We start from the raw sequence: 23390 nt of genomic DNA, 5'->3' as shown, positions 1-23390 counted from the left end.
GCCCAGGTCAGCTTCCCTTCGCCTTCGCGTAGTCCTGGGCCATGGGTCCCGCGAAGTCGTGGACGATGCACTGTTCGTCGCCGACGACCCACGCGTCATGCCCGGGCGAGCACACGAAGACGTCGCCGGGGCCGACTTCCTGCTCGCCGCCGCCGTCGTCCATGACGATGTGCATTCGGCCCTGGAGGACATAGCCGTTGTGGTGGATCTCGCAGCTCTTCGTGCCCGCGATGGGCCCTACGGACTCGGACCAGCGCCAGCCCGGTTCGAAGGTTCCGATGGCGAAGTCGAGGCCGCTCATGTGTACGGCTTCGACGTGTCCCTTGGGGAAATCGCGCCGCTCGTCCGGCTTCTCTACCGTCTTGATCTCCAGCATGTCCGCTGCCTCCCATTCCCCCCATGACTGTCGGACCCCCGTCTGACTCCATCGTCCGCCCGTCAAGCCGGGGCCGCCATCGGAGGGACCTCCGGTGTCAGAGTTCGAAGGTCACGAAGCCGTCCGCCGCGTCCGGTGCCGGTGCTGTCACCGTGTAGCCGAAGCGGTCCTTGAGGGAGGCGACGTCCCAGAGCTCGGCACGGTCGCGGTAGTTGAAGACGATCTCCTTGCCGGCTCCGCCGTGCTGGAGGATGCGGGACATGGCGATGTCGTCGGGGTGGTTGTGCCGGGCGCCGCTGGTGGAGATCAGGTAGCGGTCGCAGTCCAGGAGGTCCAGCAGCTCGTTGGAGAGGTTGTGGCCGCTGCCGTGGTGGGCGACCTTCAGGACGTCGACGTGGAGCCGTCCGCCCGCCGCCTCGGCACTGGGGCGTAGCGACTCGACGAGCCGGTGGTCGTCCGCGTCGCCGGTGAGGACGATCCGCCGGTCCTGGAACTCGAAGAGCAGTCCGATGCTGGTGAGGTTCGTCGGTGATTTGTCCGGCTTGAACGGTGTCGCGGCAAGCTGCTCCACGTTCACGTCGCCGCCGAAGTGCTCGAAGCCGGGGACGACGGGCGGCTCGTCGGGGTCCCGGCCCGGGATCAGTCCATGGGCGGCGCACTCCTGCACCCACACCGGGGCCAGCTTCTCCAGCTGCCCCCGGTCGGGCGAGAGCACCTCCATCGTGGACCCGTCGTCGAACCACCCGAGCTGCCGCCCGACCTCGGCGCCGCGCCCGCCGAACGCGTCGTTCCAGGGCACCTTCTGTGCGAGCAGCGCGCTGGTGAGTTTCTCTCCGTCCTGGGCGCCGAACCCCTCGGTGTCGAGCAGGTGGTCGAAGCCGTTGAACCACACGTCCCCGATCTCCACCGGCCGCTCCGGGTCGTCGAGGAGGGCGAGCACTCCGAGGATGTGGTCCTGGTCGATGTGCGTGACGACGAGCAGGTCCACCAGCCCGTCCAGGCCGGCGAGCACCGGTTTGACCAGCGGATACGTGCCCGTGCGCCCGCCGTCGACGAGGATCCGCCGGACGAAGGTGTCGTCGCCGTATTCCAGGAGCAGACAGTCGCCGTCCTCGCCGGGCAGCATCGTGAACCGGATCATCGCGGCCTCCCTGGTCGGGTCTCTCGCGCTACTGGGGCACCCCTCGCAGTCCGACGATCACGAACGGCTCGCGCATGTCCACGCGGTAGGACAGCAGCCGGGCCTGGTCGAGGCGGGTGGCGCACTCCGGGTCGTCGGGGAACTCGGAGAGGCCGTGGATGAGGCGGCTCAGGCCCAGGGTGAAGACCGGGACGCCTCGGTCGAAGGCCTCGACGAGCGCGTCCCGTGCCTCGCTCAGCTCGGTCTCGGTGTGGGCCCGGCGCAGATGGCGCATGCCCCACAGCAGCGAGCCGTCGCTCAGCCAGGGGAACTCGCGGCGCAGATGGTCGAGCCAGTCGTCCCAGCGGTGCCGGCGTTCGGTGAGCTCGCTGCCGACCAGGATGTAGGCGCCGGCCACCGCGGCGAGGGGGTTCTCCATCTTGGCGTAGAGCATGTCCTCGGCGTCCTTGACCAGTGCCGCCGCAGTGTCGAAGGCGCCCCGGGCCATGTAGCCGAGGGCGGGCCCCACCCGGCTGTCGCGGACGGTGACGGAGACGGTGCTGCCGGTCGGGCTCTGGCGTTCGTTGACCAGGACCTCGATCTGCGCGTTGCCCCAGGGGGCGGGGAGGGTGACGACGTACTCGGCGCCGGTCAGCGAGACGACCAGGAACTGCCGTTGCCCCGTGGGCCCCTGCCGGGCGGGCTCGCCCTGTTCGTCGAGCGGGCCGTGCGGGCCGAAGCGGTAGAGGCGAGCGGCGGAGTCGCCGAGGTCGAGGCTGGGCACGGTGTGTGGCGCCGAGTGGGCCAGGTCGAGGGCGATCGGTTCCGGTGACGGGCCGCCGGTCAGGGCGAGCATCGTGGGGAAGTGCCAGCTGTCGGGCTTCGGGTCGCCGACCCAGACGGCGCTGCCCGGCGCCACCACCCCGCCCGTCTCCCACACCCCGGAACGCGAGCCCTGCGACCGGGGCACCTCGATCGTCTCGTCGTCGTGATAGGCGCCGTACGACTCGATGTTGCCCATGAGGTACTGCCAGGAGTGCGACTCGTAGGGCGAGGGCGCGGTACGCAGTGTCACATGGGTGTCCCTGCCCTCGCTGACCTCCGCGTCCTTGGAGAGCACGATGCCGGAGGGAAGCGTGGCGGAGACGAGATAGCGCCCGGGGTCGACCTCGTAGCGGGCCGCCGGCGCGGAGGTCCCGCAGGGGAAGAGGACGTCCCGGAGGGCGCTGCCGGTGCCGTCGGCCGGGTAGATGTCGCCGACGACCTTGGCTCCGTAGGGCAGGTCGGACTCGTGGAGGCTCAGCGCCACGGTCACCTGCAGTCCGGTACTCATGACGGCTTCCCCAGCTGGACGCGCCGGAACACCGGACGCACGGTGACCGGTTTTCTCCGCACCTCGTGGTCACCGAGATGTGCCTCGAAGACGTAGTTGCCGAAGCCGAGTTCGATGGCCCACTCGCTCTCGGGGTCGTCCGTGTCGATGTCGCCGGCCGGCCGGCGCAGCCGTTCCGGGCCGTCCTGTCCGCCCTCCCGGCACACGAACTCGGCCTCGGCGTTGTCGCCGGCCGGGTCGCAGCCGACGTACACCGGGACGACCGGGGTCCCGGCCAGCTGGTGGAGGACGAAGACGGGCAGCTCACCGACCGAGGGGACCTGGACGCTCGCGACGGCTCCGGCAAAGCTCGGCTGGTGCATGAAGTGGTCGATGGCCGTGAGGAGTTGGGATGTGTTGACCTGCCAGTCGCCCTCGGGGTCGTCGCTCGCGGCCCCGGCGAGGCTCTTCAGCAGGGCCTCGGTGAACAGGCTGACCTGGCCGGCCCTGCCGTACGACTTGTCGCCGGCCAGGGTGGCGTAGTAGGGGATGTGGAAGCGCCGGGGCAGGTCCAACGGGCGCGCGCCGGCGCCGAGCGGGGTGCAGCCGGCGAAATGGGTACCCGAACTCTCGATCAGCACATCGGAGTTGGCGCGGCAGGCGTCCACGAAGAACACCTGCTGGCCGGCCTTGCACCGCTTGAGGCCGTTCATGAGGCCGGCGAAGTCCAGTGCTCCGTTGAGGGGGTTGTGGTGGTCGGCGAAGACGTCGGCGGCGAGCAGCGCCATGTCCTCGCCCTGGGAGACGCCGTGTCCGCAGAAGTAGAAGAGGAGCCGGTTGTCGACGTGGCTGTCGCCTCGGTCGTACCAGTCGCCGACCGCGGTGACGATGTTGCCGATCGTGGCCTCGTCGACGTCGTGGTCGGTGCTCGTACGGGGGTCGGTGAACGGCGTCGGGTGTTCCTCGCTGAGCAGCAGGGCCACGCTGCCGAGCGGGCGTTCGGGGTCGTTGTACTCGCTGAGCAGCCAGGTGGCGAAGGCGCGGGCCGACACCGGGGGCGAGCTGAGCTGGTGCATCCCGTCGGAGTCGGCGACCGGTGACTCACCGCCGTCGAGGTGCGGGTACTTGCCGACTCCGACGACCAGCGCGTGCGTACGGGGCGGGGCGGCCGCCGCTTCGTCGGCGACGGCGGCCAGATCTTCGAGATGGATCACTGAACCGGCCATGGATCCTCCGGAACACCACCGCTCCCGAGCATGCCCATTGGCATCATTTCTCCTACTATATTTCTTAATGCGCTATATGTCCTGGCATACGTCAGTGAAGGTGAGGCCGCCATGGCCAGGAACCTCGTCATCTGTCTGGACGGCACGGGCAATCAACTCAAGGCGAAGGGCAACACGAACGTCGTACGGCTCTACGAGATGCTGGATCTCTCCGATCCCGCCCGGCAGATCGCGTACTACGACCCCGGGGTAGGCACGTTCTCCTCCGCGGGCGCCGTGACGACCGTGGGCCGCCGGCTGTCGAAGCTCTTCGGGCTCGCCTTCGGTTCCGGGATCAGGGTCAACCTCGCGGAGGCGTACACGTATCTGATGCGGGAGTACGAACCGGGCGACCACATCTACGTGTTCGGCTTCAGCCGGGGCGCGTACACGGCGCGTGCGCTCACCGGCATGCTCAAGGCGGTCGGTCTGCTGCGGCCGGGTCTGGAGAACCTCGTCCCGTACGCCGTGTCGGTCTACGCCAGGAACAAGACCTTCACCGCCGACGACTGGGCTCAACTGCACCATTTCGCGGGCACGTTCAGCATCAAGGTGGAGGCCAGGACCGGTATCCCGGTCGAGTACCTGGGCCTCTGGGACTCCGTGAAGGCGGCCGGCATCCTGCGCTGGAACCTGCGTTGGCCGCACACGCGACAGGTCCCCAACGCCCTCCGGGTCCGGCACGCCGTCTCCATCGACGAGAAACGCACGCCGTACCGCGAGTACCTGGTCACCTCGGGAGAGCAGCCGGCGCTGCCGGAGGGGGTCGAGCAGGTGTGGTTCGCGGGAGTCCACTGCGATGTCGGCGGCACCTTCGAGGACGACCACCGTCTCGCCACCGTCGCCCTCAAGTGGGTGGTTGACGGCGCCCTGGCCCCCGACGGCAAGGGCCTCCTGCTGAAGCCCGGTTCATACCGGCGCGAGGTGCCGGTCGGCCCCGCGTACGCGCTGGGCAAGGTGCACCGGATGGGCTGGATCTGGGCCCTGCTGACCTACCGGCACCGCCGAATACCCCCGTACGCCCGGGTGCATGCGAGCGTCCGCGCCCGCGTCGGTGAACTGCCGGACTACGGTTCCCGCATCCCGAAGACCGTCACCTGGGCGGACGGGGACTGGCTCACCGCCCGGGGCTGACGCCTGGGCGCTCCCCGGACGCGTCCCCAACCTCCGCCCGCCTCAGGTCAGTTCGAGCACACCCCGGCGTACGGCCTCCGAGACCGCCGCCGCCCTGTTGTCGACCTTGAGCTTGCGGTAGACGCGCACGAGATGTGTCTTGACCGTGGCCTCGCTGAGGAACAGCGCCGCGGCGATGGCCCGGTTGCTGAGACCCTCGGCCATCAGCCGTACGACCTCGATCTCGCGTCCGCTCAACTCGTGCTCCGGGCTGACCACTTGGCCGACGAGTTCGCCGACGATCTCCGGTGCCAGTCCCAGCGCCCCGGCGGCGGCCCCGCGCACCGCCCGGAACAGTTCCTCGGGCGGCCCCGCCTTGAGCACATAGCCCCGGGCGCCCGCCTCCAACGCCCTGACGACATCGGCCCGTCCGGCATAGCTGGTCAGCATCACCACCGCCACACCGGGCGCCTCGGCGGCGAGCCGGCGAATCGCCTCGACCCCGTCGATCCCGGTTCCCGGGCTCCCGAAGCGAAGATCCATCAGGGCGACGTCGGGCAGCATCCGGGCGACCAGCCCGACAGCCTCCTCACCGCTGCCGGCCTCGGCGATCACCTCGAGATCGGGTTCGCCCTCCAGGAGCGCGCGCAGACCGGCCCGTACGACGGCGTGGTCGTCCGCGATCAGGACGCGCAACGGGTCGCCCCGGCCGGGCGGGGCCTCGGTCATCGGACGGTCGCCGTGGGGACCGGCTGGGCCGGCACGACGGACCCGGCGGGGAGCTGCGGCCGGGGCCGCGCACAGACCGTGGCCCGGATCCGGGTGCCCCGGCCAGGCGCGCCGCTGACGTCCAGGTCACCGCCGTACTCGCGCAGCCTGGCCCGCGCCGCGGGCAGCCCGAAACCCCGGCCCGGGCCCGGTGACGTACGGGCGAGGACCTCGGCGGGGTCGAACCCGACACCGTCGTCGCTGACTTCGAGGTCCACCTGGTCCGGCCGCCGTCGGCTGAGAGTGACCTGCACGTTCACCGCGTGGGCGTGTTCGCGGACGTTGGCCAGTGTGCTCTGCGCGACGCGGAACAGGGTGGTCGCGGCGTGTTCGTCGAGAACGGGCTGGGGGTCGCCGACCGACCGGAACCGTACCCGCGCCGCCGTCCCGTCGGCCTGGGAGCGCGCGCACAGGACCCGCAGCGCGCCCTCGATGCCGGTCTCGGCGACGGCGGCCGGGGTGAGGTCCCGGATCATACGGCGGGTCTCGGTGAGGTTGGTGCCCAGGCCGTCGGCGACAGCGCGGACACGTGTGCGTGCCACGTCGGGGCGCTCCTCCCAGTCGCGTTCGGCGGCCTGGAGCAGCATCAGCCCGCCGGCGAGTTCCTGGGCGAGGGTGTCGTGCAGATCGCGGGCGATCCTGGTCCGCTCCGCCAGTACACCCGCGCGGCGCTGCTGCCGGGCGACGAGTTCCCGCGTGTCACGCAGTTCCTCGACGAGAAGCCGGCGCGCCTCGGCGTCCCGTTGCTGCACGCGGTAGAGGGCGACGGTTCCCCAGACGGCCGCCACGGGCACCAGCACGGTGTCGATCGCGAACCGGCCGTCGGCGTCGGCCAGTGCCGTGACCAGGACGACGGTGATCAGGGCGTGCGCCGCGGTCGCGGACCGGGGGCCGAGCACGCGCTGCGCGGCGCACGCCAGCGGCAGGGCACACCACACGAAGGCGGAGGTCAACGCGGGCGGGACGAGGAAGAGGAGGAGCCCCCACAGGGCGAGCAGCACCGGAATCCAGGCCGCCCGCCCCGCCGTCCCGAGCCGGTCCCACAGCAGCACTCCGCCCGTGTAGGCGAGCGCGAGCAATCCGCTGACGGTCGCGATGTACCAGCACAACTCACTGTTGAGCCGGGCGAGTTGCAACAGCGCCGACGCCACGATGCAGAAGAACGCCAGATGCGAGACACGTTCCAGGCTCAGCCGACCGCCGACCGTGAGCGGCGAACGGACGGGGACACGGTCGGACACGGGGATCCCCTTGGGCAGACTGATCCAATCGAAAGGACCCCCGAGTCTATCGACCGCTTGTATGACCACCGTGAAGAACTGGTGAACCGCTCAACCGGCGGAGCTACGCGCCGGGGTGCAGCCCCAGCGTGCCGGGAGTCGGCTCCCCCTTCACCTCACCGAAGTACAGCGCGAACGTCTGCTTCCAGCGCTCGATCCCCGCGCGGTCGGCCATGAAGCGGGGGAAGCCGTCGAAGTTGGCGTTCGGGTACTTCCAGACGGGCTGGAGGCCACCCGCGGGGGTGACGTCCGTCCGCACCGACCAGCCGTTGCGGGAGCTCTGCTGCTGGGCGGTGGAGAGCTGCCAGTTGAGGTAGAGCTTGGCGGCCGTGGTGTTCCGGCCCTGTTTGAGGATCGCGGCCCGCTGGCCCCAGGCCATGAACGGGTGTCCTTCGGCGACGCCCCACTGGGTGGGTGCCGTGGCCGACGGCACGAGCGAGCCCGAGCCGCCGACGCCGATCGCCTTCTGCCCGCTGGTGACGGCCAGTCCCGGGCTGTTGCTGCCACGGGCGAACTGCACGTCCTGGGCGGCGAACCTGGCGGCCCAGTCCCAGCCGTAGTGGTCCACGTACAGCTTGAAGAGGTAGAGGACGGCGTCGTCGTCGTGCGGGTAGGACGACGCGATCCGGCCCTTCCACTTCGGGTCGATCAGGTCGAGCGGGGACTTCGGGGCGTCGGCGCCGACCGCGGCGATGTTGTACAGGTAGCTGAAGCCGATCACCGCGATGGCGGTCCAGTGGCCGTGCGGGTCCTTGAGGCTGTCGTACACCTTGGAGAATCCCGCGGGCTTGTAGGGCAGCAGGCGGCCCTGTCCCGCCCAGCGGGTGAAGTCCTGGAGGGTCTGGAGCTGGACGACGTCCGGGACGAGGGTGTCGGTCGCGAACTGGTTGTCGATGCGGACGTCGTGGTACTTGCTGTAGTCCACGACGACCTTGAGGTCGATCTCCGGGAAGCGGGCCGCGAAGCCGCTGCGCACGCCGTTGCCCTGGCTGTCGACATCGCCGCCCTGGTAGAGGACGAGCTTGCCGCCCTCGGCGAGCGCGGCCTGGTACAGCTCGTCAAGCGTCCGGCTCTCCTCGGCGCCCGAGGACGAACGTGACCCGGCGGACGAGGCCGCGGCGGCGGGGGTTCCGGTGGCTCCGAGCGCGCCGACGCCGAGCGCCGCTCCGGCTCCGGTGGCGAGTACACGTCGTCGGCTGAGGAAACTGGACACTCTGCGGGCCTCTCGATGGGGGGGAGTCTTGCTGGGGTTCGAGCCTGACGTGAGCGAGAGGGTCTTCGCGTCGGCTGTACGGAGCCTCATCGGGGCTGGTGGATGAACCCCCGTTCAACCCATCGGTTGAACGGGGTCGCCGGGTGTCAGACGGCCTGGAGCGCCTCGGGGACGAGGTCCTTGAGGGACGGGTATCCGTCGACGGCCATGATCAGGTCCGTCTCGGCGAGCAGGGAGCGCAGGACGTGGACGATCCCGTCGGTGCCGCCGAGGGCGCAGCCGTAGGCGTACGGGCGACCGATCCCGACCGCCGTCGCGCCCAGGGCGAGGGCCTTGACGATGTCGGCGCCGCCGCGCACACCGGAGTCGAAAAGGACGGGCAGGTCACCGGCCGCCTCGACGACGGCGGGCAGGACGTCGAGGGCGGGAAGGCCGCCGTTGGCCTGCCGGCCGCCGTGGTTGGAGCAGTAGATGCCGTCCACTCCCGCGTCGCGGGCGCGGCGCGCGTCCTCGGGGTGGCAGATGCCCTTCACGATCAGCGGGAGGTCGGTCAGCGAGCGCAGCCAGGTCAGGTCGTCCCAGGTGAGCGGGTTGCCGAAGACCTGGGTCCAGTGGAGGATCGCGGACTGCGGGTCCTCCTCCGGCGAGCGGCCGAGCGTGGCCCGGAAGGCCGGGTCGCTGGTGTAGTTGGCCAGGCAGTGGCCGCGCAGCTGGGGGAAGTTGGCGGTCGCCAGGTCCCTCGGGCGCCAGCCGGTGATCCAGGTGTCGAGGGTGACGACGATGCCCCGGTACCCGGCCCGCTCGGCACGGTGGACGAGGCTCTCGGCGATGCTCCGGTCGGTCGGGGTGTAGAGCTGGAAGAAGCCGGGGGTGTCGCCGAGTTCGCCGGCCACGTCCTCCAGCGGGTCGACGGAGAGGGTGGAGGCGACCATCGGGACTCCGGTACGGGCGGCGGCGCGGGCCGTGGCCAGGTCGCCGTGTCCGTCCTGGGCGCACAGTCCGACGACGCCGATCGGGGCGAGGAACACCGGGGACGGGAGTGTCAGACCGAACAGCTCGACGGTCAGATCACGCTGGGCGGCACCGACGAACATGCGCGGGATCAGACCCCAGCGGGCGAAGGCGGCGACGTTGGCCCGCTGGGTGTGCTCGTCGCCGGCGCCTCCGGCGACGTAGGACCAGACGGACGGCGGCAGCGCGGCCCTGGCCCGGTCGGCCAGCTCGGCGAACTCCATGGGGTAAGCGGGCAGGACACCGCCCAGCCCGTTCAGGTAGATCTCGTTCTGGTAGTCGGCGAACGCCATGCGGGCACCCTTTCCCTCAGGTCGAGCGGCTCGTGACTCAGGCGGCTCGTGGCCGGGCATGGAGCAGCAGGTGATCGGCGAGCAGCTCCAGCGCGGCCCGGCTGTCGGCGGTGTTGCGGTCGACCAGCCATGTCATGTTGAGGCCGTCGATCATCGAGTGGACGTACCGCGCGAGCACCGGTACCGGTTCGTTCCACTCGATTCCGGCGTTCTCGGCGGCGAGTTCGAGCAGACCGGCGAAGGCGCGCAGGAAGATCTCGTACTGCTTCCTGGCGACGTCCTCGAAGCCGGGATTGCGCAGCGCGTACTGGGTGAGCTCGTAACTGATCTGGTGTTCGCCGGGGTTGGCCACAAAGCCCTTCCAGAAGGCGTGCAGACTGTCCAGGACGCTGTCCCGGATGTCCTTGTGCGGGGCGAACAGGCCGCGGACCTCGGCGACGTACCGCTCGGTGAGGGTCTCGGTGACGAGTTCGAGCAGCTGCGCCCGGGACTCGAAGCAGTAGTGGAAGGCCCCTAGGGTCATGTCCGCCTCGGTGACCACCGCGCGGGTGGTGGCCTTGGCCACGCCGTCGCGTGCCATCACCCGGATCGCCGCCTCAAGGAGCTCCGCTCTCCGGTCGCTCGCCGCCATGCGGGGCACGCGTTCTCCTCTCCACACCGGTCTCACCTGCGGGTTCGCTCGTCAGGATAGCCAACCCGCCCAGAAGAAGTAAGTCACTCGTCCAGGACGCTTGACTTACTTCTCTCCTCTGGGCCACCGTAGCGGGAAACGGACGGGTACGAGCACCCTCAGGAGGCAGGCGTGCGACCGAGGGCCACAGTCGTTCTGGACGGATTCGGCGTCCTGGAGTCGCTGCGCTGGCACGACGACGCCCTGTGGTTCTGCGACCTCGCCCACGGGACGGTGCACCGCTGGGACACCCGGGGAGAGCCGGAGACGGTCGCCGAGGTCCCCGGCCGGGCGGGGGGCCTGGGCTGGCTGCCCGACGGGCGGCTGCTGGTCGTCTCCATGGACGGGCACTGTGTGTACCGGCGGGAGCCGGACGGTTCCCTGGTCGTGCACGCCGACCTCAAGGGCATCGCCGGGGGTCCCGCCAACGACATGTTCGTCGACCGGCTGGGCCGCGCCTACGTGGGCAACTTCGGCTTCGACTACCACGGCTTCGTCCGCCGGCAGCCCAACTCGATGCTCTACGCCCCGCCGGGACCGCCGAGGACACCCATCGCCTGTTTCTCCCCCGAGGGCGAACTGCTGGGCCTGAGCGAGCCGTTGGTGTTCCCCAACGGCATGTTCCTGATCGACGACGACTCCACGCTGCTCGTCGCCGAGACGCTCGCGATGCGCCTGACCGCACTCCCCGTACTGCCCGACGGGAGGCTGGGCCCGCCCCGGCCCTGGGCTCCGCTGATCCCCTCCGCCCTGTGGACGTCCCTCAACCATCCCGGACTTCGGGGACGCGTCACCCGGCGCGTCTCCGCCTTCCTCGACCGGCCGGCGATCGCCGCCCGCTCCGCCAGTCCCATCGCCCCGGACGGCATGGCGCCGGGCCGGGACGGTACGGCGTGGGTCGCCAACGCGCTGCGCGGCGAGTGCGTCCGGGTGGGACCCGGCGGCGTGATCCTGGACCGGGTCGCCACCAGCAGGCCGACCCTGAGCTGTGTGGTCGGCGGACCCGACGGCAACACCCTGTACGCGGCCACCACACCGACCGACGACCCGGTGCGCGCGGCTCGGCTGAACGGGTCGCGACTGGAGGCGTACGTCCTGCCGTCATAACCGCGCCCCTCGTCGACTCGGCCTGTTTTCCCGGGAGTTCACATGCACGGACAGCGAACGGACGGCGCGCGGCACTCCCGCGCCGACGCTCGGGGCGGGGGCCCGCGATGAGCGTCGTACTGATCACCGGTGCCGCCAGCGGCATCGGTGCGGCGACCGCGCGCGAGGCGGTGCGCCGGGGGCACCGGGTGGCCCTCGCCGACATCGACCTGGCCGGAGCGACCCGGATCGCCGGTCAACTGGGCGACGCCGCCCACGCGTTCGAGCTGGACATCCGTGACGAGGCAGCGTGGGAAGCGGTCTTCGACGCCGTGGCGGAGCGACTCGGCCCGGTCGACGTGCTCGTCAACAACGCCGGGATCATCCACACCGGCTACGCCCGCCAGTTGCCGCCGGCTCAGCACCGGCACATGGTGGAGGTGAACCTGCTCGGACCGATCACCGGCATGCTGGCCGCCCTGCCCCGGATGCGCGCCCAGGGCCACGGGCACATCGTCACCGTGTGCAGCATGACGTCGTTCCTGCCGCTGCCCGGCTACACCACCTACGGCGCGACCAAGCACGGGCTGCGCGCCTTCCACCACAGTGTGGCCATCGAGGAACGCGACGGGCCCGTGACCTTCAGCATCGTCCATCCGCCCGGTACCCGCACCCCCATGCTGGAGCAGGAGATGGCCGATCCCAGCGCGGTGATCACCTTCGCCGAGAAACCGCTCTCCCCCGAGAAGGTGGCCTCGGTGATCGTCGACGCCATCGTGAGAAAGCCGGTAGAAATCGTCCACCCCGCCATCGGCGGACGCGTACAGCGGGTCGCCGGTGTGTTCCCCCGGCTGATGCGCTTCGTGATCCCCAAGGTGGCAGCCATGGCCAAGCGCCGCAGCACGGGCCTCGTCCCGGCACCGACCGCGGTACCCGAACAAGGAGACACCCACCGATGACCATCGACACCACCGCCCCCAGAACCGGTTCGGATCCGATGGCCCAGAGCCATTTCGACGGACTGCGGGCGGCGACCGCCGAGCTCGAACCGCCCTTCGGCGTGATCGACCTGGACGCCTTCGACGCCAACGCCCGCGACCTGGAACGCCGTGCGGGCGGCAAGCCGATCCGGCTGGCCAGCAAGTCGCTGCGCTCCCGTGCCCTCATCAGGCGAGCCCTGGAGCGCCCCGGATTCGAGGGCATCCTCGGTTTCACCCTGCCCGAAGCCCTGTGGCTGGCCGAGGAGTTCGACGACATCCTCGTCGGCTACCCGACCGCCGACCGCACGGCGCTGCGCCAACTGGCCGCCGACGAGCGGCTCACGTCCCGGGTCACCCTGATGGTGGACTGCGTCGAGCATCTCGACCTGATCGACGCCGCGACCGGCCCCCGCGAGACCCGGATCCGCGTCTGCCTGGAACTGGACGCGGCCCTGCGCCTCGCGGGCGGCCGGATCCACCTGGGGCCGCGCAGATCCCCGGTGTACACCCCCGAGGAGGCGGCGGCGTTCGCGCGTGAGATCGCCTCCCGTCCGGGCTTCGAGCTGACGGGCATCATGGGGTACGAGGGGCAGGTCGCCGGTCTCGGCGACAACGTGCCCGGCAACGCCGTCAAGCGGGCCGTCGTACGGGCGATGCAGCGTTCCTCCGTCGAGGAGCTGAGCCACCGCCGGGAAGCCGCGGTGGCGGCCGTACGGGCGGTGACACCGCTGCGGTTCGTCAACGGCGGCGGTACGGGCAGCCTGGAGACCACGACCCGCGAGGACTCGGTCACCGAACTCGCGGCGGGCTCCGGCCTGTACGGTCCGGGCCTGTTCGACTTCTACCGCGCCTTCCGGCCCGTCCCGGCGGCGTACTTCGTGCTGCCCGTCGTACGCCGTCCCTCGTCGTCGGTCGCGACCCTCCTCGGCGGTGGCTGGGTGGCGTCCGGGCCGCTCGGCAAGGACCGGCTGCCCACGCTGGCCTGGCCCCCCGGGCTGCGCGTGACCGCCACCGAGTCCTTCGGCGAGGTGCAGACCCCGCTGGTGGGCAGGGCCGCGAGCGTGCTGAACATCGGGGACCGGGTGTGGCTGCGGCATGCCAAGGCCGGTGAGCTGTGCGAGCGCATCGGCGACCTGCACCTGGTCAGCGGCGGCGCGGTGGTCGACACCGTGCCCACCTACCGCGGTGAGGGCCGCCACTTCCTGTGACCGCCACGACCACCATCACCGGCCGGACGGTCCTGATCGTCGGCGCCTCCTCCGGAATCGGGGCGGCGGTCGCCCGCCAACTGGCCCCGGCGGGCAACCGCCTCGTCCTCACGGCCCGGCGCGCCCCCGAACTGGCCGCCGTGGCCCAGGAGGTACGGGCCGCGGGCAGCGCCTGTCTGGACCTCGCCGCCGACGCCCTGGACCCGGAGGCGGCGGCCGGGGTCGTGGCGGCCGCCGTCGCGGAGTTCGGCACAGTCGACATCGCGCTGCTCAACGCCGGTCAGGGGCCCGACATGGCCATGGACCGGGTGAGCACGGCGGACGTGTCCCGGATCATGGCGTTGAACTACGACGTCGTCGTCAACTACCTGGTCCCGCTGATCCGGTGGATGGGCGAGCAGCCGCACGGCGGACTGATCGCCCACACCAACTCCCTCGCGGGGCTGATGGGCATCCCCCGCCAGGGCCCGTACTCGGCGGCGAAGGCGGCCGTACGCACCCTCCTCGACGCGGCACGCGTCGAACTGGCCCCCCGGGGCATCCGGTTCACCTCGATCCACCCCGGCTTCGTGGGAACGGACCGGGTCGGTACGGACGGTCTGCCCAAGCCCTTCCAGGTCAGTCAGGAGCGCGCCGCGCGGTACGTCGTACGCGCCCTGGAACGGGAACCGGCGCAGGCCTGTTTCCCCTGGCAGACAACGGCGTTGGTCCGGGCGCTGCGTGCCCTGCCCACGCCGGTCTCCGACCGGGTGCTGCGACTGCTGGCGGCGAGGTAGGGCCACCGCGTCACTCCGCCGTCAGGGGCAGCACACCGAACATGTGCCTCTCCCACAGGCGGCGGGATGCCTCCTCCGGGGCGGCCCCAACAGCAAGCCGGGGTTCGCGAAAGCGCGCCAACGGTTCCCTCCCCTGCGCACGGGCCTGCGGGCGCACTAGGTTGTGCGCCATGAGCAACCTTGACCGCGCGCCCGTACCCAGCGTCTGTGGCGGCCGTGGATTCGTCGTCGCCGAACCCGTGCGCGAACTGCTGAGCCCCCGGCGCGTCAAGCTCGGGGAGGGCACCGAGGTACGCCGGCTGCTGCCGAACCTCGGGCGGCGCATGATCGGCGCGTGGGCCTTCGTCGACCACTACGGGCCGGACGACATCGCCGACGAGCCCGGCATGCAGGTGCCGCCGCACCCCCACATGGGCCTGCAGACGGTGAGCTGGCTGCACGAGGGCGAGGTGCTGCACCGCGACTCGACCGGCAGCCTCCAGACGATCCGCCCGCGCGAACTGGGCCTCATGACCTCCGGCCGGGCCATCAGTCACTCCGAGGAGAGCCCCAGGTCCCACGCGCGGTTCCTGCACGGGGCCCAGCTGTGGGTCGCCCTGCCGGACGACCACCGCCACACCGACCCCCGCTTCGAACACCACGCCGATCTGCCCACGGCCACGGCACCCGGCGTGACGGCGACCGTGATCCTGGGCGACCTCGACGGCGCGACCTCGCCCGGCACGACGTACACCCCGATCGTCGGCGCCGACCTGACGCTCGCCGCCGACGCCGACGTACGCCTTCCGCTGGTGCCCGACTTCGAGTACGGGGTGCTGGCGATGTCCGGGGAGGTGCACGTCGACGGGGTCCCGGTGCTGCCGGGCTCGATGCTCTACCTCGGCTGCGGCCGCACCGAACTCCCGCTGCGCGCCGCGTCCGACGCGAGCGTGATGCTGCTGGGCGGTGAGCCGTTCGAGGAGGAGTTGATCATGTGGTGGAACTTCGTCGGCCGGTCCCAGGAAGAGATCGTGCAGGCGCGCGAGGACTGGGCGAAGGGGGCCCGCTTCGGCGAGGTGAAGGGCTACGACGGGGCCCCGCTCCGCGCACCGTCGCTCCCCGATACGCCGCTGAAGCCGCGCGGGAGGGTGCGCTGACCTGGGAAGATGTCGGCCGCTAATCCTGCGTGACGGGGAACGCCTCTTCGCCTGTCCCGCAACGACGAACTCCGGCAAAGTGGCCCCGTCGAGGGCTGCCGCACCAGCGCCTCCGGTGCCGTTCGCGTTCCAGAGTGTGGGCTTCTGCGGGCGACTTCGCCAGGACGAATGCTGACCCATTGCTGACTTACTGACGGGCCGGCGGATGGCACAGTGCCGACGCGCCGGGGTGGCTTCCCGGCGCGGCGGCGTCTGCTGGGGCGGACGGACGGGGTGGAGAGGGATCAGAAGGTGAGGCTCCAGCTGTCGAGGTAGCCGGGGTCGACGGTGAAGATGCCGGGGGTGTTGTCCGTGACGCGGAGCTTCCAGGTGCCGTTGGCGGGAAGCGCCGAGGCGTCGACGGTGAAGGTCGCGTGCAGTTCCGTTCCGGTGTCCCAGACGAAGTCCTTCACCAGCAGCACAGTGCCGTCCTCGCCGACCAGGTTGATGACCTGGCCGCCGATGAAGTCGTGCACCAGATCGACCGTCACCCTCAGTTCACGGGGCGCGTTTCCCTCTCGCCCGGTGACGGTGATCGGGGACTCGATGGTCTGCCAGTTGGGGATGTCGTACCGGTCGGGGTTGATGAAGAAACCACCGCCGGAGCCGAAGACGGGCCAGACGAAGGTCAGGGTCCGTGTCTCCGCCGCGGAGTTCCTGATGACGATGGCCGTCTCGAAGTCACCGGCCGCGGTCGGCGTGCCCGAGATCAGTCCGGTGCCGGGGTCGATCGACAGACCGGTGGGCAGACCGGTGGCGGAGTAGGTCAGACCGCCGGGGCGAGTGGTGGTCGCCTTGATCTGCCGGGCAACCGACTGGCCGACGGCCACGGCGCGGGCGGAAGGGGCCTCGGCGGCGATGTGGTTCACATAGCGCGCACCGACGTTGACCGCGGCCCATGCGTTGCCGACAGCCTCGTACGCATCGCTGGAGCTGCCGAACAGGTCGGCCGCGGCCTGCAGAGTGGCCGTGCGGGCTCCCGCGTAGTCGGTGGTGCTGGTCATGTAGCGGGTCAGCGCCCGGTACCAGACGTTGGTGGCGTTTTCCCGACCGATGCCGGAGACCGGCAGGCCGTCATAGGTCGGGCTGTCGTAGTCGATGCCGTTGATGGTCTTCTTCCCGCTGCCCTCGGCGAGCAGGTAGAAGAAGTGGTTGCCCACGCCGGAACTGAAGTGAGGGTCGAGCTTCCTGGTCTGTGCAGTCCAGTAGTCCTGGGAGGTACCGGCAGCGTTGGTCTCCTTGGAAGGCTGGTCCATGTAGCGCAGCGGCTCGCCGGTGCCGCGGAGGTCGATGAGCTCACCGATGTGGTAGTCCGGTACGTCACCCGCGCTGTGTGCGAAGAACTCGACGGCGGTGCCCATGATGTCGCTGGTGGCCTCGTTGAGCCCACCGGATTCACCGGAGTACACCAGGCCGGCGGTGGCGGAGGTCACGCCGTGGGTCATCTCGTGGCCGGCTATGTCGAGTTCGGTCACCGGCCTGTCGTTGCCGCGCCCGTCGCCGTAGGTCATGCAGAAGCAGGAGTCGAGCCAGAAGGCGTTGGCGTAGCCGACGCCGTAGTGCACGCGGGAGTAGGCGCCGCGTCCGTCGTCCGCGATTCCGTTGCGGCCGAAGCGGTCGTGGTAGAAGTCCCAGGTCTTCGCGACGCCATAGGCGGCGTCCACGGCCGCCGTCTGACGGTCGGACGGTGTTCCGTCACCCCAGACGTCGTCGTCATCGGTGACCAGTGTGCCCTTGTCGAAGGTCCCACCCGCGTCGAACGTCTGGTGGCTGCCGCGCTGAGGGTCGGTCAGCTCGAAGCGGTCGTTGTTCCGCACGCTGCCGACCTGAACCCGACCGTTGTACTGGCTGGTCCCCTCACCGTTCTGGACCTCATCGTGACTCATCAGCCGGGCACCGGTCGTGGCATCGGTCAGGACCTGCAGACGGCTCGGCGTCCCGTCCTCCCGCATACCGCTGACAACGTTTTCCCAGGCCAGTTTCGACTCACCGCCGCCCGCCCAGACGACCAGCCGCGACTGCCCCTTCAGGGCGGCGTCGCGAGTGTCCTCCCGCTTCGCGACGGTCAGAGCGGACTTCTCCGCCTTGGCCGCGGAGACGGCTGCCTCGGTCGTCGGGACGGAGATCGCCTCCCTGGACAGCTTGGTGACCGTACGGGAGCCGCCGCGGTCATGCACCACCAAGTCGCCGCCGAGGACGGGCAGTCCGGCGAAGGTGCGTTCGTAGCGGGTATGCACGGTGCCGTCGGCGTCCTTGACGATGTCCTTGGGTATCAGCTCCTCCTGCCGGCCCAATCGCAGTGCACGGGCAGTGGCGCCGTCCGCGTCGGCCGCCGTCTCGAGCATCTTCTTCCGCTCCACCGGGGCCAGTTGGACCGTTCTGGCACCCGGTCTGGGTTCCGCGGCGATCTGCCGAGGCGCTCGATCCGTGTCGTCCGCCACCGGGGACGCGCCCCAGGCGGGAAGCGCCGATCCGAGCAGTACCGCCGTCGTGCCGACCGCGATCCCCGTCATCCGTCGACGAACGTGGGAGCCACGACGGGAAGGAGGGGAACCATGGAGCGAAGTCGCCCTGTTGGCATGGAAGTTGTTCGTCACTGCTGCAACTCCTTGTGCCCGGCTGCCTGATGGGCAGCCGGTGAGAACGGGAACGGAGAACGGAAGGTCCTCCGCCGAGGAGATGTGCGTTGTGGCGCGCGGGCGTTGAGAAGATCGTTTCAGTCGGCGGGGGCATATGCCAGCAGTGCGGAGACCGTTGTCCGAAATCCGGAGAACCGGCCCTGCCCCGACAGCTTCCCGCCCTGTGGATCACATGCGCCTTTACGTGGCGGCAACACACCCTCGCCATCCCCTTTGGCCGCTTCCCGCCCATGGACCGACGGACAACGTCTCAGCCCGGCACCGGAGTCGAGACGCCGTTCGGGATTCCGGCAGGACACCGCCACCAAGGCCCCTGGGGCCGCGACATGACCGGGGACCGGCCCTCGGCAGCTCTGGCATCGCTGCGACGCAACGACCGCTGCTGCCCGGCCCCTCCGTCCGTTTCCGCCGTGTACCGACGACTTCAGCCGCTCCCCAGCCACTCCCCCCACGCTCGCCCTCCGGACAGTGCTGTCGCTGATCCCGTCGGCCATCACCTTCGTCGGGCCCACCAACGCGCCGCACACGCAGAACATCGTCGGACTCGCCGAACCGACCATCCGCCGGCTCGCGCAGGGACCCAGCGCCGACGTCGTCGACGACGCATTGGCCGCAGCCGCCGCGGTGCGGAAACCCGTGCCCGGATCGCCCTCCGGTTCAGGCTGCTCTTCTCACCGGTCACCGTCACCGCGTGATGTCCCTCAGCGCCGAAGCTGACAGGCACCCGCCGAGGCCCGGCCACCGGCCGGGACCGGCATCGTGCCCTGCCCTCTCCGCGCGCCACCGGTGTGGTGCGCCCACCCGGAAAGACCCCCGCTTCGATGATCTCCTCCTCCCGTCTCATTGCGCGCCGCCGAGCGATCGCCGCGACCGGTGCCGCAGCGGCTCTCGCACTGACCCTGGCCGCCTGCGGCTCCTCCAGCGACTCCTCCTCCATGCCCGGCATGGACCACGTCGGCAAGGCCGCCGCCCCCTCGCCGAGCACCACAGCCTCCATGGGTGACATGCCCGGCATGGATCACACGGCCGCCGGCAACGGCCTGTCCGACACCCAGGACGGCTACCGCCTCACCTCGAAGGACTCCACGCTGCCGGGCGGCAAGCAGACCGCTTACCGGTTCACGGTGACCGGCCCGGACGGCAAGCCGGTCACCGGCTTCGCCGTCGACCAGACCAAGCGGATGCACTTCTACGCCATCCGCTCGGACCTGACCGGCTTCCAGCACGTCCACCCGACCATGGCCGCCGACGGCACCTGGAGCGCCGACCTGGCCTCCCTCGTCCCCGGATCCTGGCGTATGTTCACCTCCTTCACCCCCGGCAGCGGGGCCGGGATGGGCAAGGACTTCGTGCTCAGCCGCACCGTCACCGTCCCGGGCCAGGCCACCAGGACGTCGCTGCCGGCCGCGGCCGGCAGCACGGAGGCCGACGGGTACACCGTGACCGTGCAGGGCGAGCTGATGGCGGGCATGGCGCACCCGCTGACCGTCTCCATCGCCAAGGGCGGCAAGCCGGTCACCGACCTGCAGCCCTACCTGGACACCTACGCCCACCTGACCGCTTTCCACGAGGGCGACGCCGCGTTCGCCCACCTGCATCCGACCACGAAGGTCAACGGGGACCACGGCGGCCCGGACCTGTCCTTCCACGCCGAACTGCCCAGCGCGGGCAACTGGCGGCTGTTCCTGCAGTTCCAGACCGGCGGCAAGCTCCACAGAGCGGCCCTGACCCTGCGCGTCGGCTGAATCCCGGCGGGGGCGCCACCCGCCGGGTGGCGCCCCCCACCCCCGGCTCGCGGACCACGACCCTCGGGTCTGCGCATCCGCGAACCAGGACCTGGCTGAAGGAGGAAGGCTTCACCGATGCACGCCATCCTGCACGCCCTGTCCATCGCCGGATCCATGACCTGGGAAATCACCTGGGCCCTGATCCTGGGCTTCGCCCTGTCCGCCGTCGTCCAGGCCGTGGTCCGCCGGTCCACCGTCGTCTCACTCCTCGGCGACGACCGCCCCCGCACCCTCACGGTCGCCGCCGGCCTGGGCGTGGCGTCCTCCTCCTGCTCCTACGCCGCGGTGGCACTGGCCCGCTCCCTGTTCCGCAAAGGAGCGAACTTCACCGCCGCGATGGCCTTCGAGATCGCCTCCACCAACCTCGTCGTCGAACTCGGTGTGATCCTCGCCCTCCTCATGGGCTGGCAGTTCACCGCAGCCGAGTTCGTCGGCGGCCCCGTCATGATCGTCCTGCTGGCGGTGCTCTTCCGGCTGTTCCTGCGCGACAAGCTGCTGCGCGAGGCTCGCGAGCAGGCCGAGCGCGGGCTGGCCGGGTCGATGGAGGGCCACGCCGCGATGGACATGTCCGTGCAGCGGGAAGGCTCCTTCGCCCGGCGGCTGTTCTCCCGTGAGGGCTTCACCTCCACGAGCCATGTCTTCGTCATGGAATGGGCGGCGATCCTGCGCGACCTGGTCATCGGCCTGCTCATCGCCGGCGCCATCGCCGCATGGGTGCCCGACTCGTTCTGGCGCGCCTTCTTCTTCGACGGCCACCCCCTGGCCTCCAAGCTGTGGGGGCCGGTCATCGGCCCACTGGTGGCGATCGTCTCGTTCGTGTGCTCGATCGGCAACGTCCCGCTGGCCGTGGTGCTGTGGAAGGGAGGCATCAGCTTCGGCGGCGTCGTGGCGTTCATCTTCGCCGACCTGCTGATCCTGCCGATCCTCAACATCTACCGGAAGTACTACGGCGCGAAGATGGCCGCGTTCCTGCTCGGCACCTTCTACCTCGCCGTGGTCATCGCCGGATACATCGTCGAATTCGTCTTCGGCGGCCTCGGCCTGGTCCCCGACCGCGAGGACGCGAAGATCCCCATGGAGGGCATCTCCTGGAACTACACGACCTGGCTCAACATCGCCTTCCTCCTGCTCGCCGCAGCCCTGCTGCTGCGCTTCCTGCGTACCGGCGGTGTGTCCATGCTCCGCATGATGGGCGGCTCACCCGACGGCCATGACCACGGCGACCACGCACAGCACGGTCACGAACCGGGGCAAGCCCACCACGGTCACCACTGAGGCGTTCTCTTCTCCACCCGGGGGCGGGAGCCACGTTCCACCCCCGGGCCGATCCGCGCGGCGCCCTGTACGTGGTGCAGTGGCCCGGTGACCGCCACCTTGCCGCGCACCCTGCCCAGCCCGGACGGCAAACCGCTCCCGCCGCCCGGGAGCGCGGAGGTTTTCCGGGTCTTCGCCCGCGATCTCGCCGCAGGACGACGTCCCTGGACAGCCGAGACCGCCCACTTCATCGCCGACCGGTTCGACCGGCTCGCCGCCGACTGGGACACCACCCAGGCCACCGGCCGCGACGACCCGCTGCTCGACGCCCTCACCCGCGGCGGACCGTTCCCCGCCGGCCCCTGCCTCCAAGTCGGCAGCGGCACCGGCTCCTTCACGCAGCTACTGACTTCCGCCTTCACCAGCGTGACCGGCCTCGACCTGTCCGAGCAGATGCCGCACCGGGCCGCCGGACGCTCGCCGAACCGCGTGCGCGCCGACGCCGGCCACTGCCGCTCGCCGACGCATCAGCAGCGGCCGTCGTCGCCATCGACATGCTGCTCTTTCCCGCAGAAACCGCCCGCGTCCTTGCACCCCACGGCGTCATGCCGTGGATCAACCAACTCGGTCAGGACAGTCCCCTCTACCTGGCCGCCGACGATGCGAGAGGGGCATTGCCCGGACAGTGGCAGGCCCTCGAAGGCGAACGTGATCACCGCGACAGCCACGATGTTCAGCCGGCCGGCCCGGCATAGATCCCCGCTGTGATCGGGATCGTCTCGCCCGGGGCGGGGACGCCGAAGTCCTCCATGAAGACCACGGCGCCGACCGCCCAGTAGCCGTAATGGCCGAGCAACGGGTCGAGGTGGGCCAGCGGGCCCGGCAGTGGCGGCGCCGCACCTGCACCGTACGCCGCGCCCCCGGCGCCCCGGGGCCCGTGCGCCGCTCAGCAGGGCAGGTCGAGGATGACGGCGCGCCCGTGCCCGGTGTTCTCGGCGTGCGTGCTGCCGCCGTGGCCGCTGGCCACCGCGTATACGAAGGCGAGTAGGTAGACGTCGTCGGCCTCTGACCCTGGGCGCCAGGAAGCGTCCCTTCGCCTGTCCCGCTACGACGAACTCCGGCGGCGCGGCCCTTCCGAACAGCCCGCCCATTCGTAACGGTGGGCGTCGCGCAGGATGGCGGGGGTTCATGGGCCGCCCGCGCGGCGGCCGGGAAAGAGCCGGCGGAACGCAGAGTTCATCGGGGTGCGTCGGCAGGGAGTGTGTGAAGGCAGTGTCGGCGCTGGAGCGGCCATTCAAGCCGACTTGAGGCTGTATGTCGCCACGAATGTAAAGGATTCGTGACGGACTCGTGTGCGTGTCGGATGCTGGTTCGGGCTCGAACCAGGGGCCCCGCACCAGTGACCGGCACACACATTCGTCGCGCCTGCCACAAAGGAGTACCCATGAGGAAGTTGCTCCGCCAGGGCATCGTCGGCCTCTCGGCCGCCGCCTCGCTCGCCCTGCTGCCAACAGCCGCCACCCCCGCACAGGCCGCCCCGACCGCCATCCCGTCAGGGATGACCTGGACCGTACTCGCCGAGGGAGCCGCGAACGGCACCGTCAGGGTGGGGGCGGACTCCGGGACCGATCCGTATTACGGCGACACTCCGGCCACCGCCACGCTGCCACTGCTGTGCCTGAGAGTCACCGGCAGTGGCTTACCCAGCGGGATCACCCCGGACTTCTACGCGGGCTGGGCTCGCGGCACCGTCGCCGCCACACCGCCCGTCCTGGGGAGGTCGCTGACCAGCCGCTCTGTCGCCGACAGCCTCTGCGCCCAGTACTACGGAACCGGCTGGCGCATGGCCGAGTTCCACGACGGCCGCTACGGCAGCAACCTGGAGTCGAGCGGCGGCTGGTCGTTCTGGGCGCACGGCTACCTCCCCGAAGCCACGCGTTTCTGGGCAGCCATCGACGACCAGCCCGCGAACCCCTGGAACTGAGCCCCCGGCCACAACTCGTCACAGCTTGTGCGCCCAGCTCACGGGCTGGGCGCACAAACGATGGTCGCCGCGGTCCGTCG

At 70.5% G+C, this 23390-nt stretch carries 21 protein-coding genes; 11 read left to right on the top strand and 10 right to left on the bottom strand.

The features are described from left to right. Positions 1 to 7: 7 nt before the first annotated feature. From OG241_RS47315 to OG241_RS47300, 4 genes are all read right to left on the bottom strand, one after another. Entirely contained in the window at positions 8 to 376 is a 369-nt protein-coding gene (locus OG241_RS47315) for a cupin domain-containing protein (RefSeq protein ID WP_405825015.1), read from the bottom strand. A gap of 97 nt (positions 377 to 473) precedes the next feature. Next, positions 474 to 1517: a ComEC/Rec2 family competence protein gene (locus OG241_RS47310; RefSeq protein ID WP_405825013.1), complete on the bottom strand. Its 1044-nt coding sequence runs from the start codon at positions 1515 to 1517 to the stop codon at positions 474 to 476. A gap of 28 nt (positions 1518 to 1545) precedes the next feature. Further along, on the bottom strand, positions 1546 to 2829 hold the full coding sequence (locus OG241_RS47305; RefSeq protein WP_405825011.1) for a hypothetical protein: 1284 nt from the start codon (positions 2827 to 2829) through the stop codon (positions 1546 to 1548). Beyond that, positions 2826 to 4034: a caspase domain-containing protein gene (locus OG241_RS47300; protein ID WP_405825009.1), complete on the bottom strand. Its 1209-nt coding sequence runs from the start codon at positions 4032 to 4034 to the stop codon at positions 2826 to 2828. Before OG241_RS47300 ends, OG241_RS47305 begins: the two co-directional genes overlap by 4 nt. A gap of 111 nt (positions 4035 to 4145) precedes the next feature. Here OG241_RS47300 and OG241_RS47295 point away from each other — a divergent pair, with 111 nt between their 5' ends. Beyond that, positions 4146 to 5207: a DUF2235 domain-containing protein gene (locus OG241_RS47295; protein WP_405825008.1), complete on the top strand. Its 1062-nt coding sequence runs from the start codon at positions 4146 to 4148 to the stop codon at positions 5205 to 5207. A 42-nt stretch (positions 5208 to 5249) separates the two neighbouring features. Here OG241_RS47295 and OG241_RS47290 read toward each other — a convergent pair whose 3' ends face one another. The 5 genes from OG241_RS47290 to OG241_RS47270 form a co-directional block, all read right to left on the bottom strand. Next, positions 5250 to 5915, bottom strand: coding sequence for a response regulator (locus tag OG241_RS47290; RefSeq protein ID WP_405825006.1), 666 nt, complete (start codon positions 5913 to 5915; stop codon positions 5250 to 5252). Next, entirely contained in the window at positions 5912 to 7195 is a 1284-nt protein-coding gene (locus OG241_RS47285; protein ID WP_405825004.1) for a sensor histidine kinase, read from the bottom strand. Before OG241_RS47285 ends, OG241_RS47290 begins: the two co-directional genes overlap by 4 nt. A gap of 103 nt (positions 7196 to 7298) precedes the next feature. After that, on the bottom strand, positions 7299 to 8447 hold the full coding sequence (locus OG241_RS47280; RefSeq protein ID WP_405825002.1) for an ABC transporter substrate-binding protein: 1149 nt from the start codon (positions 8445 to 8447) through the stop codon (positions 7299 to 7301). A 146-nt stretch (positions 8448 to 8593) separates the two neighbouring features. Next, positions 8594 to 9751 (bottom strand): alpha-hydroxy-acid oxidizing protein, encoded by a 1158-nt coding sequence (locus tag OG241_RS47275; protein WP_405825000.1) that lies wholly within the window; start codon positions 9749 to 9751, stop codon positions 8594 to 8596. A 37-nt stretch (positions 9752 to 9788) separates the two neighbouring features. Next, positions 9789 to 10382, bottom strand: coding sequence for a TetR/AcrR family transcriptional regulator (locus OG241_RS47270; protein ID WP_405826822.1), 594 nt, complete (start codon positions 10380 to 10382; stop codon positions 9789 to 9791). A 171-nt stretch (positions 10383 to 10553) separates the two neighbouring features. Between OG241_RS47270 and OG241_RS47265 the strand changes: the two genes are divergently transcribed. From OG241_RS47265 to OG241_RS47245, 5 genes are all read left to right on the top strand, one after another. Further along, positions 10554 to 11528, top strand: a complete 975-nt coding sequence (locus tag OG241_RS47265) for an SMP-30/gluconolactonase/LRE family protein (RefSeq protein WP_405824998.1) — start codon at positions 10554 to 10556, stop codon at positions 11526 to 11528. A gap of 107 nt (positions 11529 to 11635) precedes the next feature. Beyond that, positions 11636 to 12466 (top strand): SDR family NAD(P)-dependent oxidoreductase, encoded by an 831-nt coding sequence (locus OG241_RS47260; protein WP_405824996.1) that lies wholly within the window; start codon positions 11636 to 11638, stop codon positions 12464 to 12466. Beyond that, entirely contained in the window at positions 12463 to 13695 is a 1233-nt protein-coding gene (locus tag OG241_RS47255) for an amino acid deaminase/aldolase (RefSeq protein ID WP_405824994.1), read from the top strand. Before OG241_RS47260 ends, OG241_RS47255 begins: the two co-directional genes overlap by 4 nt. Then, the gene (locus OG241_RS47250; protein WP_405824992.1) at positions 13692 to 14471 is read left to right on the top strand and encodes an SDR family NAD(P)-dependent oxidoreductase; all 780 of its coding nucleotides are present in this window, start codon (positions 13692 to 13694) and stop codon (positions 14469 to 14471) included. Before OG241_RS47255 ends, OG241_RS47250 begins: the two co-directional genes overlap by 4 nt. Before the next feature lie 170 nt (positions 14472 to 14641). Continuing rightward, entirely contained in the window at positions 14642 to 15607 is a 966-nt protein-coding gene (locus tag OG241_RS47245) for a pirin family protein (protein WP_405824990.1), read from the top strand. A gap of 284 nt (positions 15608 to 15891) precedes the next feature. On the opposite strand, the gene OG241_RS47240 is transcribed toward OG241_RS47245, so the two are convergent. Continuing rightward, the gene (locus tag OG241_RS47240; RefSeq protein WP_405824989.1) at positions 15892 to 18159 is read right to left on the bottom strand and encodes a M4 family metallopeptidase; all 2268 of its coding nucleotides are present in this window, start codon (positions 18157 to 18159) and stop codon (positions 15892 to 15894) included. A 947-nt stretch (positions 18160 to 19106) separates the two neighbouring features. On the opposite strand from OG241_RS47240, the gene OG241_RS47235 reads away from it, so the two are divergent. The 5 genes from OG241_RS47235 to OG241_RS47215 all read left to right on the top strand — a co-directional run bounded on the left by OG241_RS47235 (position 19107) and on the right by OG241_RS47215 (position 23310). Then, positions 19107 to 20030 (top strand): hypothetical protein, encoded by a 924-nt coding sequence (locus tag OG241_RS47235; RefSeq protein ID WP_405824987.1) that lies wholly within the window; start codon positions 19107 to 19109, stop codon positions 20028 to 20030. Between the two features lie 117 nt (positions 20031 to 20147). Then, positions 20148 to 21347, top strand: coding sequence for a permease (locus OG241_RS47230; protein WP_405824985.1), 1200 nt, complete (start codon positions 20148 to 20150; stop codon positions 21345 to 21347). Positions 21348 to 21434: 87 nt separating this feature from the next. Then, complete coding sequence (locus OG241_RS47225) at positions 21435 to 22094, top strand: class I SAM-dependent methyltransferase (protein ID WP_405824983.1); 660 nt, start codon at positions 21435 to 21437, stop codon at positions 22092 to 22094. Between the two features lie 76 nt (positions 22095 to 22170). Then, positions 22171 to 22374, top strand: a complete 204-nt coding sequence (locus OG241_RS47220; protein WP_405824982.1) for a hypothetical protein — start codon at positions 22171 to 22173, stop codon at positions 22372 to 22374. Positions 22375 to 22770: 396 nt separating this feature from the next. Further along, positions 22771 to 23310 carry a hypothetical protein gene (locus OG241_RS47215; protein ID WP_405824981.1) on the top strand — a complete coding sequence of 180 codons (540 nt, stop codon included), beginning with the start codon at positions 22771 to 22773 and terminating at the stop codon, positions 23308 to 23310. Positions 23311 to 23390: the final 80 nt, after the last annotated feature.

The sequence above is a fragment of the Streptomyces sp. NBC_01390 genome, assembly GCF_045040105.1.
Taxonomy (GTDB): domain Bacteria; phylum Actinomycetota; class Actinomycetes; order Streptomycetales; family Streptomycetaceae; genus Streptomyces.
The sequence above is the reverse complement of the archived record's forward strand: the minus strand, read 5'-3'. Positions and strand labels throughout refer to the sequence as shown.